We start from the raw sequence: 13,844 nt of genomic DNA on the forward strand, positions 1-13,844 counted from the left end.
ATTATGAAACACTTCCTTCTCCTACGGCTTGAATCTTCCATATTTCACTTGAAGAATCTTTTAACGGCGGTTCAAAAATCTTATAGAATCTTTTTTCAATCTTGATATAATCACCTATGCTAAAGGAAGTAACGTCCTCACTGCGTATCTCTATTGAGGCAATTTGCTGAGTTAATGCTCCATCTACACCTAAAGAGTACGTAGTCTCAGGACGTTTAATTAGCACTTTTATTTTACGAATACCCTCCTTATTTTTATTACAGTATGTGGCTTCCACTCCTAAATGCTCAAAACAATCTTCTAATAATCTCCCTATATTCATCAACTAGAACTAATTTTTACCAAAACTGCCGGACGATGGCACATTGGCAGAGGATTTGACTGTGTATGTAAATCAGTTCCTCTATCAAACCTCCTTGGCTCTTGTTTTGCATAGAGTGGCTGTCCAAGAGTATTTACTGTTTCATTAAAGTCTGCTGGTGCAAAATATGTTGTAAATGTACTTGCTGTTCCTAGTGGAAAACAGTGCCCTGTATCTTTCTCAATAAATCTTCTAACCGTTCCTTCAGGGTCAGTTGCTTGCCCTCTATATTCCTCAAATGTTATACCACAAAACGTAAACCCTGACCTCATATCATTTCGAAGCGCTGCTCCTTCTTGCCATCTCTCGTATGCTTCTTTCACTTTACTATGCGAAGTTAATGCATCAAAAAATTCAGGGCTTACCAAGGCATGTACTCCTGTCATATATTCACCACTTAGGTTATCTTCTATATGCCGCAATACTTCCAGACACTTACGTTTTACATCTGTTGTTGCTGTTCCAAGGGCAAAATTTACTACTTTTGGTGTAATTTCAAATTCGTTGTACAGATTTAATAATTCTGACCCGTCAGCATCTAAAATTATTCCTTTCAGCGCTCCCATTCGTAAATGCTCTAATGTTATTGCGTGTTTGTTTCTCATTAGCTGTAAATGGTCAGTTATTACATCTGCCAGCGCTTTCAGTTCACTTTCTGATCCAAATGCCCTTATTCCCTGTACTTCCTCTGGTAACACTACATCATCATGCGGAATATGTGGAATCGTAAATGTTCTTACCTTTCTTTTTCCTCTTTTTCCTACTGTTGCTGGTGCTCCTGGAACTTGTGTTGGCAATAGACTTAAAACTCCGTTGTGTTCTTCTATGGTAATATGTCTAAATCTTACTGACCTACTTGGAAACAAATTTAGATTTTCAACTCGTCCATAATTTATCGGCAATATATTCATCGCATTTGTTAGTGCCGTCATACTAAATGCTGTATTTGTAAATGGATTTTGCATTTTTTATTTTCCCCCTTTGTGTTTTTTATTGTTTAATATAGCTTTACACCGCTTTACGGATAATGATCCCTCGTCCTTCAAGTTGCTTTATTGCTGCAGCTTTCTGTTCTTCAGTGATATTTGCTGGCCACACAACTGCATGATCTGCTAACATTGCAACACGAGTAATAATTACCGCTCTAGTATTTTCTATTGCATTTACATCACTTACTATTGCACCTATTGCTGTTTGTGTGCCGTCTGTTCCAGTGGGATTAAGTACTCTAATAAAACCATCTTCCGTCTTTTTGGCAACTACTGCACCAAGCTTAAGATTTTGACCTTTAGCTACTGTTATTTGGTCTCTTGAATATAGATTTGAAACTTCGTATTTCAGAAGATCCCCAAGGTTATTTTGTTCTGTTATAGTACTCATTTTGCTTTTCTCCTTTATTTTCTACTTTTGTTATACTACGAATATTCTAAATGCCAGATTGTGCACGACTTCTTGCTACCTGCATCATTAAATCTTCTGACGAATTCTGTGGTAATGTGCTTAAAATTTCAGTCTTCATTGTTCGTTCTGCAAGTATCGACATTAATATTTCTTGTGCTTGTTTGCTGCTAACATTCTGCTCTATAAATTCTCCTATTTTCTCTGGCATTCGTGATAAGTTGCATAAACGTATTAATTCAAGAACTTCAGCATGATAACTGTCATTCTTGATTTTATTAGTTAAATTATCAGTTTCTAGGTCAGTTGTAGTTTGTTCATTCATAGTAATACTCCTGTTTTTATTAATAGATGAAAGAATTGTCATTCCGTCTGCAAGGCCTATTTCTACTGCTTTCTCCCCAAAATATAGCCCTGCCTCTGTTGATCGAATCTTTTCAATTGAAAGACCTCTGTTCCTTGCTATTAGCTGCACAAACATTTCATATAGTCGGTCTACTTCTTTTTGTAAGCTTTCCAGACTTTCAGACGTCATTGGCTCATGTGGATTTAAATCATTTTTTCTACTTCCTGCAAATACTGTTGTATATTTTACTCCCTGTTTTTCGTCAAACCCACTTTGATCTATATGACTTGCAATTACCCCTATGCTTCCTACTCCTGAGGTTCTGCTCACAAATACCTTTTCAGCGCTAGAGGCTATAGCGTACGCAGCAGAATATGCATCATCATTTGCTATCGCTATTATCCTCTTTTTTGCTCTTGATTCATAAATAAAGTCAGCTAAATCAAATACACCGTTTACCTCTCCTCCTGGACTATCTATATCAAGCAGAATAGTTTCTATATCTTTGTTTGATAATGCTTCTTCTATTTCTTCTTGAATTTTCTCATATGATGTCATTCCCAGAAAATCGTCAAAAGCTCCTGGTTTTTTAGTCAGAATTCCATGAATTGGTATAATTGCAGTTCTTTCTACGTTACTTTTTATAGAGTGCTTTATGTTTTTAAACATGGGATGTTTTTGATTGTAAAGCGATAGTAGTTCAAAACTTTTTGGTTCAAGCATTAATGGTTTACTTAGAAACATTGTTTCCCCCGACATCAGAATCAAATATTAAATTGAGACTATTGGCGCGTTTATTATCTTCTGCTATTTCTTGGTCAATTTCTTCTACATCGTAACCCATTTCTGAAACTACTTCTGAGCGACTCTTGAAGCCATTTCTTACCGCCATTTGCTGTGCTTGCTGATCTTTAAGAGGATCCACCCAATCAAATCCCTGTGGTATCCATTTTACTTCTTCTTTCGCTGCTTTTACTACTTTTTCATCTATACGAAGTTCTCCAGAAAGTACTGCTAATTCTAGCCATCTATTCCAAATAGGTCTACAAAACTGGAACACTATCATGTTATGCTGTAACATTGCACACCTTCTGCGAAACTCTATCAGCCCTGCTCGAATGGATGAATAATTAACACCTGTTAAATCTCCTGTTAGCTGCTCGTATGTTATTCCTGTGCCTATCGCTATTGCCCTCAGTTGCTGTCTCATGAATGCTTCATAGCTTCCTCCAACATCTGATGGTTCTGAAAATTTTATGTCCTCACCTGGGTCTAAAAGTTGCATAGTTCCAGGTTCTAGGCCTGATAGTGCTACTCCTTGCTCATTCGCTTCGCCTTCTCCTAAAATATTTGCTTCTGGGTCGAGCCTTGTAATAAACCCCGCAAACATCGCAGCAGTCTTTTTTCGTACTAATTCTGCATCATCATATTGATCAAGCTCATAAAGTTTCAGAAGTATACTCGAAAGCCATGGCTCTCCTCTAATTTGCCCAGGTCTTAATGGTCTATAAATATGTAAAACATCGTTTGCTGGCACTCTTACTGACTCTCCAAAGGTATTTTCACCAGGGTGTTCTTTAAATAAGTAATAAGCTTCTCTTTGACCAAGCCTGTTAAACTCAATACCATTACGAATTATGTTACCATTTGCTAAAGTTAGATTTGTTTTATTGTCCAAATGCTCTGATTCTAGTACTTGCAGTTGTAATGGTACAGAAAATCCATCTTCGAGTTTACGATTTCGGAGGCGTACAAAACATTCTCCTCCCTCTATCATACTCCTACATACCAGAGCTTGTAATCCATAAAAATCACTTACTCCGTTACTATCTGCTTCATCTGTCCATCTTAGCCATAATTCTTGCACCTTCTTTCGAAATTCTCCATCTCTTGCTTTTGATTGCGGCTTTATTCCTGTTCCAATAGAATTACTCACTATCGTATCAATTATATTTGCTGCATATGGATTTTTTCTCACCATATCACGTGATCTACTACGTAAAGTTTCAAGGTTTTGAGACAGCAAATTGTTTATACTTCCTAACTCTGGTTGAAAGTGAAAAAATCTTCTTCCTGAGCCTGCTGCATCCCAAGCAGAACTTTTGATTTTTGGTTTGTTAAACAATTGCTTGAAGGTTTTGAGCAGCATTTATAAAATTCCTTTACTCGTTGAAAAAACAATTTTCCTCTTTGGGTTCATACCTGCAACTTTTAACTCAGCCTTAATTCGTTGTCTTAAATTCAATAAATCCTTTATTTGAACTTCCCCGTACCGCACAACATGATCACCATATGCAATTGAGACAACTCTTTCTCCGCTTTGCAGTTTTTGAATTGCTTTCTCAACTTGAGTTAAATATTCTTCACTGTACATTTTGACTACTAAGCCATTTACTCTGTCTTAATTTTTTGGGCTTTTTGCTTTCCATTTTTCCACTCAAACTATTCCATTTACTCTCTGGCCAACGATCAATTCCAAGTGCAATAGATGCTGCTCTCGCATAAATTCGGCAATCCAGTACTTCATTTCTTTCTCTTACCTTTTGCCACTCTTGTTTGGTGTATCCTTTTACTACCTTGCTGACTAATTGCTCTGCCGTTAGCTGCTTAAAATATTCAGGTGCATACTCGGGAAAATGACAATATCCAGGTAGAGCTTTTCCTTCCTCTTCTTTTAAAATATTAAGTAATTGAAAAAGCTCTGACTTTAATATCGATACTCCTACTGGCCATAGCTTTATTCCTCTTTTCAGCTTTTGACCACCAACTGTTATATCTACTCTACTTGGGCTGCTAAGTGGTACTAGCGCTTTGTTTACACCTTTGACTGCCATTACTCTTCCAGAGCCCTGATGACCTCTTACCCAATTGTATACTTCTTGCGTTGCATATCCAGCATCTACTGCCATCATACTTATCATATATTCAAGCCCATTTTCACCGATAAAATGATGATTTAAGAGCTCGGAGAGTTTTCCCCATACTTCCCCACCTCCTGTATCTCCTTCAAATACTTGGTAGTCTATTGACCAATTTTCACGGCTTTTTCCCCATGCGACAACTTCTACTTCTAAACGATCTTTTTGGACATCTACTCCTGCTGTGAGGATTACTTCGCCTTTTGGTACTGTGCCTATGGGAAAAAATTCTCTCCTGTTAAATAATTGCTTCCAGTCTGGTACTTCTCCTTTGTCTACCCAAGTTTCTCCAAGCGTAGTATTTATCCAAACTTTCAGTAATTGCTCACTCTCTTTTGCATGCAGAAAATCTTCTACTGCTTGAGTCCAACTATACCAGCCAACTGGGCTATAAAGACTTGAAAGATGAAATCCTTTTTTCTCACCTTTTACTCTATTAGTAGGTCTCCATTCTCCATGCTCAAGCATCTCTGTTTTTTGATGATTTTCTATTTTGCCGCTACATTCAGTGCAGACATAATGTGCTGTTCTTGAGTCGTTATTCTCCCATTTTATTTGTGCCCATTTTAGAACTTGATAGTAATTACAATGCGGACATGATACAAAAAAATATCTCTTATCTGTTGCTTCAAATTCTTTCTCAATTCTGCTTATTCCATGAATCGTTGGTGTTGATACTAAAAAAATCTTTCGCCGTGCAAATGTATTAGTTCGAGCAATACTAAGCAGTACTGGATCTCCTTCTCCTCCTGAATCTCCTGGGTAGGCATCTATTTCATCAAGAAAGAGATATTTTACTGGCATAGATCTCAGTGCTACACTGCTATTTGCTCCGGTTATTACTACTATTCCACCTGGAAATTCCTTACTTTGTAAAGTATTGCCTGAGTCTCTTGACCTTGGGTCTTTTACTTTACTCTTTAAACATGGCGTACTCTCTATTAACGGCGCAAATCTTCCTTTTGACCAACGTTTTCCCATTTCAACTGTTGGCTGTACTACCAGCATTGGACCAGGAGTCTGATCTATGATGTAGCCAATCCAATTGTTACCAGCTTCTGTTCCCCCAATCTGCGCTCCTTTCATGAATACTACTTTTTCTGTTGGTGAGGACGGAGAAAGTGAATCCATGATTTCTTTTAAATAAGGAGTTCTTTCCGTTCTCCATTTACCTGGCTCTGATGCTGCAGTTGCTGCTAAAACTCGATACTCATTTGCCCACTCTGATACTTTAAGCGACGAATCTGGTCTTAAACCTTCAGAAAAAGCTCTAGCGTATATCATTGTCTGCATCTACTCATAATTGGTTCTATCTCAATATTGTTAACAGTAGAGTTTATTCTTCCACACTCCTCCAATTCCATAAACACCTTTTTCTGAAATTCGTTTTCTATATATCTTTTGCTCACCTCACTTATCATTATTGCTATAACAAGCGCAAATATCCCTGTTATTGTTGCAAAAATGATTGCACTGCTTATTGTTGTTGTTATCAACCCTATATATACTGCTACTGCTGTTGCGCTGACTGTAGTATAGATGCAGATAATATTATTATGTTTTTTCGTCCTTTTATCTGCTATTTCTCTCTGTGCTATATATTTATTATGAAGGGTTGGAAAATGAACAACGGTATCTCTTCAGAGCAAAGACCCATTTTTTTCAGTAAACAAAACTTTAAGTAACTCTAAATTGTTTGATTTGATTGCTAAGTGCAAAACAGGTGTATAATTTGCTCCTTTTTTCAGCAATAACTTTACTACATGTAAATGCCCTTTTTCCGCAGCAAGGTAAATCGGTGATAGACCTTTATTATTTACAATATCAATATTGATTTCTTCTTTTAAAATTGCATCTACAATCTCAATTTCTCCTCTTTGTGCAGCTAAATGGAGTAGACTATTCTTTTCAGAACCGTATTTATTACTCACCAAAGCCTTCTTTATCTCAGATTTAGCGTAATCAAATGGTGTCTTGCCGCTATCGTCTTTTACCAGAGGGTCTATATCTTCTCGCGTTAGTAAAACTTCTATTGTTTTAAGTCTTTCAGCGTAATGTAGTGGTGTTTTATTTTCGTAGTCTTGCAAATTGACTTGAGCATTAGGCTCCTTTATTAAGCATTTGAGAATATCAAGACATAAGTCTCTTTCATCGTAATTAGTATTACTTACAGCTATATGAACAGGTGACAATTTCATTGAGTTTTGTCCTATGCGCGCGCTATTTACATCTGCTCCAAGCTTCAGCAGTAACTTTACTATCTCCAACTTTTTATTATTAACTGCATAGTGCATCGGTGTCTGATTTCGTGCATCAAAAACCTCGATTTCAGCTTTTCCTTCTTCCACTAAAATTTTGACAATATTCTCATGTCCTATACCTGCTGCTAGATGTAATGGAGTATGGTGCAAAGCATTTCGTACATTAACGTCAACACCTTTTCTTATCAAATATCTAACTGCATTAACTTCACCTATCATCGCAGCTAAGTGCAGTAAGCTATCTTCCTCTTATCCGTATTTGTTATTAATTAGCGCTTGTAATATTTCTGCTTTTTTCCCTTCTTTGGCATAATCTAAGGAGGTTTTGCCTTCATTGTCCTCAACAAAAGGATTAATATTCTTCTTCGTGAGTAACAAATCTACCATGCTTAATTCATCAAATTCTATAGCACAATGTAGTGGTGTCTTTCCATTTAATCCTCTGACATTAACATCTAATCCAGGTTGATTAATGAGACACTTTATTAACTCCAAACTTAAGTTATCAGCCATTTTATATTCAAAATCTTTTTTATATTTGAAATTTAGTATTAGATAATTCTTGTAATGAGTTTGTAATCTCTTCAGTTAGCGCCATATGAATCTTTTCAGTGTCACTCAGTGATGCAAGTAGTGCTGAAACTCTATTTGGAATATTAAGTAAATTATTACGGACAACTCTTGCTACATTAAATGCTTCGGTTTTTACCTCCTCTACTGACACAAGTTCACCAATCTCAGCTTTTGCCTTTGCCTCAAGCAGTTTACCACGTTCCATCTCATTTTTTATTCGCGTTTTTAGCAACATTGTAGAAAGGTTATTTGTATTTTCGTTTTCTGGATTTTTCCTCCTAAGTGGCTGACTTGGATCTCTTATTGCTGCCACCGCTTCATTTGCTTGTTCTCTACTGATCAAACCATCCTCCAACTCAACTATTCCTTTCTTTACTAAATAACAGACATATTGCTTTGATACTCCTATCTCTCTTGCCCATTCCGTTTGTGTGATCTTTTCCACTTTTTTTGCTTCTTTTTTACAAATTTTCTTCTTGAATCTCTGAAAAGGTTTTGCCAGTACCGGCTAAAATGGCATCTCTTCCGGTATATATTTGCCAACGTTTTATAGTTACATCTACAAATTTTGAATCTAGCTCTATTGTTCTACAAATTCTTCCTGTTCTCTTACATGCAATCAGTGTGCTGCCAGAACCGCTAAATGGATCAAGTACAGTATCCCCAGGTCTGCTGCTATTAACTATTGCTTTCTCCATTAGCTCTACTGGCTTCATTGTTGGGTGCAGTGAGTTATGTATTGGCTTATCATAAAACCATAGATCACTTTGATTTCTACCTCCATGCCAATCACGTTTATTGCCATTTTTCCAACCGTAGAGCATTGCTTCGTATTGTCTCTGATAATCAGATCTGCCTAGCGTAAAGTGATTCTTTGCCCAAATGATAAATGTTGACCATTTCCCTCCTGCTTCCTCAAATGCTTTTTGCAACGTTGAAAACTCTGATGATGATACGCAGATGTAAATTGCTCCTTTCGTATATGCTAAAATATGGGAACAGATGTCATAGAGAAAAAGTTCGTACTTTTCACCTTGATTATCGTTTAATATCTTTTTGTCTTGACTGCTACCATAGTCAACGTTATATGGAGGATCACAAACAGTAATATCTGCCATTTTATCTAACAGCGCTTTATATGATTCAACTACAGAGCTATCACCACAATAGATTCGATGATCACCTAAAATCCAAAGATCACCTGGTTTTGTTATTTCTACTTTTTTGTCATCAACAACTAAGTCAGAAAGATCTTCTTCTTCACCATCTAAATCATCAAGAAAGTTTTGAACTTTTTCTAGCTCAAATCCAGTCATTTTAAGATCAAACTGTAAATCTTCTAATTCTTGAATTTCTACTTTCAAAAGCTCATTATCCCACTTTGCCCAGTTAGCTGATTGATTTGCCAGTAATCGAAAAGCTTTGGTTTGTGGTTCATTTAGATTATCACTTAAGACCACTGGAATACTTTCCATACCAAGTTTTCTTGCTGCTTTAAGTCTTAAATGACCATCAACCACAGTTCCATCGCTTTTTGCAACTATTGGTATACGAAAGCCAAATTCCCGAATAGAAGCACACATTCTGTTGACTACATCGTCATTTTTACGTGGATTACGCTCATATTCGACTAGATTTCGAGTAGGATAATAGTGGATTGCTAAATTCATATAATTTAAATCCTTGATAATTAAAAAGTTAATATTTAAAATATCTCTGACGCTAAAGAAGGCCTGAGGTCGAACCCACCAAACCCGCCATTATGGCCGAAAGGACCCACTTTTACGGTATTTTTAATGTGTTAAAATCTTTACTAAGATTCATAACGTAGAACATTAATGCCAAAGCATCTGCTTGATTATCATCTCTAGGTGAAAAACCTTTTTCACGTATCGCTTCAATAACTTCACTCTTACTTGCATTACCTTTGCCTGCTATAAAGCGTTTTATAGTTTTAACATTAACACCTTGGTAGGGAATATTGTTCTCTTCACACCAAGCAGATAGAACGGCAAGAAAACCACCGTAGCAATGCGCTGCATCAGTTCCTAGATGTCTTCTTACTTCCTCAAAATACACTGCAGTGAACTCATGTTTCAAAGAATTAAGCCAATTGTGAAAACTTAAAAAACACATTCCACCTCCACTGAAACGGCTACCATGAAAGCTTTTGCTTCCACTTTCAATTACTCCATCTGTTAGAATTGCCCAGCCCGTTTGTTTGCCAAGATCTAATGTTAAAATCGACGTACAAAAACTCCTTTGTGTAATTAAAGTTCAATGCCCTGTATAATATATATGTACGATGACTCGCAAATTCGTCCGCAATTTTGAAAAAAAATTAAAAAAAATTTTCATATTCCTTTTCCTACCATTTAAGTTTTTACTTATCTCAATAGCTATTTCACATAATTTATATTACGTCAATATTTATATTATTATATTATCATATATTATATTTTACCTTTATTTAAATATATATATAATATATATAAGACTTCAGTAATCCGTAAATCCTCTTCACTGGCCGATTTTAGCCACTTAACTTTAGAAACGGCTTTTAGGAATAGAACATAAAAAAGACAATATTATCAATAACTTAACGATCACTGCTTTCTGAAATACTAATTAGTAACTCAGAAATTAGGTACGAAATTGGTAGTTTTTTACCTATGAAAAAGTAGCTTCAGTAGTGTATCAAAACGTTTAAATCTTATTTTAATTTTTAAAGATTTTATTCTTTTAGATAAAAAAATTATTACTACTTTTTTATAATAAATTAGTCATACAAAGTCTTGGTAAAAATCTCTATTCATGAAACTTTTGGAGTTTTTATGAAGAATTCTTATCAAGGAATCGATTCTACAATTGTTAAACATGTGAGATTTCAAGCTTCGCGCCTTAAATCCAAAAGCTGTTTTATTAACGAAAGTCTCGAAGATATAGAACAAGAGCTTTTTTGTCAGGTTTGGCAATATCTGAACCAGCACGATGAGAAAAGAAGTAGTTTTAGTACTTTCGTTGCTAGATTAGCTAATTATTGTGCTCGCAATATGTTACGCAATCAGTTGTGTCTAAAACGTAATATAACTTTTGATGATATAAACGACGATATTCCAGATCATAGGAACTCGGAAATCGAAGCGATAATTCGCACTGATATAAATAATATAATTTCAACTTTGTCTGAAAAAGATAGTAATTTATGTCAATTACTTAAGGTATTTACTATTACTGAAGTTTCTGTAATAACCAAAATACCAAAGACAACTATCTATCGCACACTAGAACGAATACGCGATAAATTCTCAGTTTTAGAGAAGTTATAAGCTCTCGATTATATTTGCTCAAAATTTTTTTTTTGCAAATTGCGGACGAATTGCCTAGGTCATCGTACATATATATTTAGGTACTGGGAGAAAAATGAAAATAATGAACAGCAATGAACGGCTAAAAGTTCAAACAGGTATAAAAATGGTCATCTTTGGTCCTTATGGTATAGGTAAAACTAGTCTCTTAAAGACCATAAATGAACCAACACTTTGTCTTGATTTTGAGGCAGGTTTACTTGCTGTTCAAGATTGGCAAGGGGATTCTGTAAGTATTCGTACTTGGAATGAGGCAAGAGATATTGCATGTCTCATAGGTGGTCCTAATCCTGCGTTAAAATCTGACTCAGCATATAGCCAAAAACACTATGAGCATGTATCCAGTAAATACAAAGAGCTTGCTTCAGAGTTTCTCAAGTATCGATGTATTTTTATCGATAGTATTACAGTAGCCTCGCGTTTATGTCTATTGTGGGCAAAAATGCAACCTGAAGCTTTTTCTGAAAGATCAGGAAAACAAGATATGAGAGCTGCTTACGGGTTACTTGCTCAAGAGATGATGGCTTGGCTCAATCAGTTTCAACATATTCCAAATAAAGACATCATTATAGTTGGAACTCTTGGGCAATACCTTGATGATTTCAATCGCTCGACTTGGCTACCTCAATGTGAAGGTGCTAAAACTGCAAGTGAAATTCCTGGCATTGTTGATGAAGTAATTAGCATGGTTGGAATCAAGAAAGATGATGGTACAGAGGTTCGTTCATTTGTCTGTCAGACGATTAATTCTTGGGGATATCCTGCTAAAGATCGAAGTGGTTGCCTTAATATGGTTGAAGAACCGCATCTAGGAAAACTTCTTACAAAAATTAAAACTAAAGCTTTTGCAATTCAACCTGTTACGCCCAACATATAGGAGGTTATTATATGCTACAAAACTTTTTAACTATTGGTCAAAAAATTCCTTTTTTCAGTGTGAAAGAATACTTGAACGATCGATCGCCAATACCAGAGGATATAATCTCACCAAGAATTTTAACAAAAAGAGGCTTATTGGTACTGGGTGGCCCACCTAAAATCGGCAAAAGTGACTTTTTGATTTCATGGCTCGTTCATATGGCTGCAGGTGTTTCTTTTCTTGGTATGGTTTCAAATAGACCTTTAAAAATTTTCTACATGCAAACTGAAATTGAATATGAATATATGAAAGAACGTTTGCAACAACTTGATAATGAACTTTTGAATGTAGCTGCTAACAACTTAATCATTACGCCAAAAGTGCACTTATCATTTAATCATGATGAAATAAGTGAAATTAAGGAGATTGTAAATGAACGCTTTAAACCTGATGTTTTGGCCATAGATCCATTACGTAACATCTTTAGCAGTGAATATGGAAATGAAAATGACAATAGTGCTATGCTGTTTTTTCTGCAAAAGACTCTTGAAAAGCTACGCAGTGCTGTCAATCCAGATGCTTGTATTGTACTTACTCATCATACAAAAAAATTATCGAAAAAGATGCTCGAAGAAGATCCATTTCAAGGCCTAAGTGGTGCTGGATCTTTACGTGGATTTTACAGTACTGGTATGGTGATGTTTGCTCATGATGAAGAAAGCAGTGCACGCCAGATAGTATTTGAGCTTCGCAATGGTGAACGCGTGCCAAACAAACTTGTCGATAAGATAAATGGTCATTGGCAGCTAATGGAATAGCTAACTTTCACTTTAAAGTCAACTTATAGGAGAGCGTATGCTACAAGATTTTTTAACTGATTTTAATAATGCAAAACTGCAAAGCAGTTTAATACCGAAAGGTACAATAGTCAAGGTAAAAATGGCAATAAAGCCTGGAGGTTATGAAAATTGGTTCACTAAAAACTACACTACTGGCAGCATCTATTTAAACACTGAATTTACTGTCACTGAAGGTCCATATGCAAAACGCAAGATTTTTCAGATTATAGGTATCAAAAATGGCAAAGCAGAAGGTGAAGAAGACATCTGGGGAGAATCTGGACGTTCTATGCTGCGTAGTATTTTGGAATCATCCAGAAATATTCATGCAAATGACACTTCAGAGAAAGCAGTTACTGCTAGAAAAATCAACTCTATAGCTGATTTCAACGATTTAGAGTTTACAGCGAAAGTAGGCGTTGAAACTAATAATACATACGGAGATAGAAATAGGATTACTACAGTTATTACTCCAGAATTACAAAAAAGTTTTCAAGATGATTGGTTGCCATTTTGAAGTATGACGAAGGAAAGTTGTGGGCTGCTGTTATTACTAGAGCTATTCAGGATGCAGCAGGAAAAAACCCTAAACTTAAAAAAGAGGCTTGTCAATGGATTCGCTCACGATCTTTTGAAACTGTTTGTGAGCTGGCTAATCTTGACTTTAAACGTCTAAAAAATATGTTGAACAAATTTGGAATAAACAAGGAGAATTTTATGGATTTTTCATCTAAAAATGCTTTAAAAATAAAATCATTATTAATTAATAATATCAAAGATTGTTTATCTTATTTGTTACCTGAAGGCAAATCTTACCAAGATAAATTCTATATTGGAAGTAGAAATGGAAATAAGATAATAGTTGAAATGGAAGGAGAAAATACCCCTGCAACAATGTTGCAACAAACATAAAACTAAAAA

The 13,844-nt window shown here is 35.7% G+C and carries 15 protein-coding genes and 1 pseudogene; 5 read left to right on the top strand and 11 right to left on the bottom strand.

Annotated elements, in window-relative coordinates; translation table 11 throughout:
- Position 1: 1 nt before the first annotated feature.
- The 11 genes and pseudogenes from ABWU38_RS07245 to ABWU38_RS07295 all read right to left on the bottom strand — a co-directional run bounded on the left by ABWU38_RS07245 (position 2) and on the right by ABWU38_RS07295 (position 10,101).
- Positions 2-322, bottom strand: a complete 321-nt coding sequence (locus ABWU38_RS07245; RefSeq protein WP_353272752.1) for a hypothetical protein — start codon at positions 320-322, stop codon at positions 2-4.
- Positions 322-1,326, bottom strand: a complete 1,005-nt coding sequence (locus ABWU38_RS07250; protein ID WP_353272753.1) for a major capsid protein — start codon at positions 1,324-1,326, stop codon at positions 322-324. The genes ABWU38_RS07245 and ABWU38_RS07250 overlap by 1 nt, the downstream gene beginning before the upstream one ends.
- Positions 1,327-1,369: 43 nt before the next feature.
- Positions 1,370-1,741 carry a head decoration protein gene (locus ABWU38_RS07255; protein ID WP_353272754.1) on the bottom strand — a complete coding sequence of 124 codons (372 nt, stop codon included), beginning with the start codon at positions 1,739-1,741 and terminating at the stop codon, positions 1,370-1,372.
- A 46-nt stretch (positions 1,742-1,787) separates the two neighbouring features.
- Positions 1,788-2,849, bottom strand: a complete 1,062-nt coding sequence (locus ABWU38_RS07260; protein WP_353272755.1) for a S49 family peptidase — start codon at positions 2,847-2,849, stop codon at positions 1,788-1,790.
- Entirely contained in the window at positions 2,836-4,254 is a 1,419-nt protein-coding gene (locus ABWU38_RS07265; protein WP_353272756.1) for a phage portal protein, read from the bottom strand. Before ABWU38_RS07265 ends, ABWU38_RS07260 begins: the two co-directional genes overlap by 14 nt.
- Positions 4,255-4,479 (bottom strand): gpW family protein, encoded by a 225-nt coding sequence (locus tag ABWU38_RS07270; RefSeq protein ID WP_265018066.1) that lies wholly within the window; start codon positions 4,477-4,479, stop codon positions 4,255-4,257.
- The gene (locus tag ABWU38_RS07275; protein WP_353272757.1) at positions 4,469-6,307 is read right to left on the bottom strand and encodes a phage terminase large subunit family protein; all 1,839 of its coding nucleotides are present in this window, start codon (positions 6,305-6,307) and stop codon (positions 4,469-4,471) included. Before ABWU38_RS07275 ends, ABWU38_RS07270 begins: the two co-directional genes overlap by 11 nt.
- Positions 6,304-7,797 (bottom strand): annotated as a pseudogene (locus ABWU38_RS07280) (ankyrin repeat domain-containing protein). Before ABWU38_RS07280 ends, ABWU38_RS07275 begins: the two are co-directional and overlap by 4 nt.
- Before the next feature lie 19 nt (positions 7,798-7,816).
- Positions 7,817-8,302, bottom strand: a complete 486-nt coding sequence (locus ABWU38_RS07285; protein WP_264735486.1) for a hypothetical protein — start codon at positions 8,300-8,302, stop codon at positions 7,817-7,819.
- Positions 8,303-8,318: 16 nt separating this feature from the next.
- Positions 8,319-9,527, bottom strand: coding sequence for a DNA modification methylase (locus ABWU38_RS07290; protein ID WP_353272758.1), 1,209 nt, complete (start codon positions 9,525-9,527; stop codon positions 8,319-8,321).
- 112 nt (positions 9,528-9,639) lie between these two features.
- Complete coding sequence (locus tag ABWU38_RS07295) at positions 9,640-10,101, bottom strand: crossover junction endodeoxyribonuclease RuvC (protein ID WP_265017690.1); 462 nt, start codon at positions 10,099-10,101, stop codon at positions 9,640-9,642.
- 590 nt (positions 10,102-10,691) lie between these two features.
- On the opposite strand from ABWU38_RS07295, the gene ABWU38_RS07300 reads away from it, so the two are divergent.
- From ABWU38_RS07300 to ABWU38_RS07320, 5 genes are all read left to right on the top strand, one after another.
- Entirely contained in the window at positions 10,692-11,186 is a 495-nt protein-coding gene (locus ABWU38_RS07300; RefSeq protein WP_019236463.1) for a sigma-70 family RNA polymerase sigma factor, read from the top strand.
- A 94-nt stretch (positions 11,187-11,280) separates the two neighbouring features.
- Positions 11,281-12,102, top strand: coding sequence for an ATP-binding protein (locus ABWU38_RS07305; protein ID WP_264735620.1), 822 nt, complete (start codon positions 11,281-11,283; stop codon positions 12,100-12,102).
- A gap of 11 nt (positions 12,103-12,113) precedes the next feature.
- Positions 12,114-12,902 (top strand): AAA family ATPase, encoded by a 789-nt coding sequence (locus tag ABWU38_RS07310; protein WP_264735619.1) that lies wholly within the window; start codon positions 12,114-12,116, stop codon positions 12,900-12,902.
- Positions 12,903-12,939: 37 nt separating this feature from the next.
- Positions 12,940-13,440, top strand: coding sequence for a hypothetical protein (locus ABWU38_RS07315; RefSeq protein WP_182364992.1), 501 nt, complete (start codon positions 12,940-12,942; stop codon positions 13,438-13,440).
- Positions 13,437-13,835, top strand: a complete 399-nt coding sequence (locus ABWU38_RS07320; RefSeq protein ID WP_353272759.1) for a hypothetical protein — start codon at positions 13,437-13,439, stop codon at positions 13,833-13,835. The genes ABWU38_RS07315 and ABWU38_RS07320 overlap by 4 nt, the downstream gene beginning before the upstream one ends.
- Positions 13,836-13,844 lie beyond the last annotated feature (9 nt).

It is taken from the genome of Wolbachia endosymbiont (group A) of Urophora cardui, from assembly GCF_964028435.1.
Classification (GTDB): Bacteria; Pseudomonadota; Alphaproteobacteria; order Rickettsiales; family Anaplasmataceae; genus Wolbachia.

Coding starts and splice junctions, on each gene's coding strand:
- ABWU38_RS07310 (WP_264735619.1), top strand. CDS start 12,114: ATGCTACAAAACTTTTTAACTATTGGTCAAAAAATTCCTTTTTTCAGT.
- ABWU38_RS07290 (WP_353272758.1), bottom strand. CDS start 9,527: ATGAATTTAGCAATCCACTATTATCCTACTCGAAATCTAGTCGAATAT.
- ABWU38_RS07260 (WP_353272755.1), bottom strand. CDS start 2,849: ATGTTTCTAAGTAAACCATTAATGCTTGAACCAAAAAGTTTTGAACTA.
- ABWU38_RS07255 (WP_353272754.1), bottom strand. CDS start 1,741: ATGAGTACTATAACAGAACAAAATAACCTTGGGGATCTTCTGAAATAC.
- ABWU38_RS07305 (WP_264735620.1), top strand. CDS start 11,281: ATGAAAATAATGAACAGCAATGAACGGCTAAAAGTTCAAACAGGTATA.
- ABWU38_RS07275 (WP_353272757.1), bottom strand. CDS start 6,307: ATGATATACGCTAGAGCTTTTTCTGAAGGTTTAAGACCAGATTCGTCG.
- ABWU38_RS07250 (WP_353272753.1), bottom strand. CDS start 1,326: ATGCAAAATCCATTTACAAATACAGCATTTAGTATGACGGCACTAACA.
- ABWU38_RS07245 (WP_353272752.1), bottom strand. CDS start 322: ATGAATATAGGGAGATTATTAGAAGATTGTTTTGAGCATTTAGGAGTG.
- ABWU38_RS07265 (WP_353272756.1), bottom strand. CDS start 4,254: ATGCTGCTCAAAACCTTCAAGCAATTGTTTAACAAACCAAAAATCAAA.
- ABWU38_RS07300 (WP_019236463.1), top strand. CDS start 10,692: ATGAAGAATTCTTATCAAGGAATCGATTCTACAATTGTTAAACATGTG.
- ABWU38_RS07315 (WP_182364992.1), top strand. CDS start 12,940: ATGCTACAAGATTTTTTAACTGATTTTAATAATGCAAAACTGCAAAGC.
- ABWU38_RS07270 (WP_265018066.1), bottom strand. CDS start 4,479: ATGTACAGTGAAGAATATTTAACTCAAGTTGAGAAAGCAATTCAAAAA.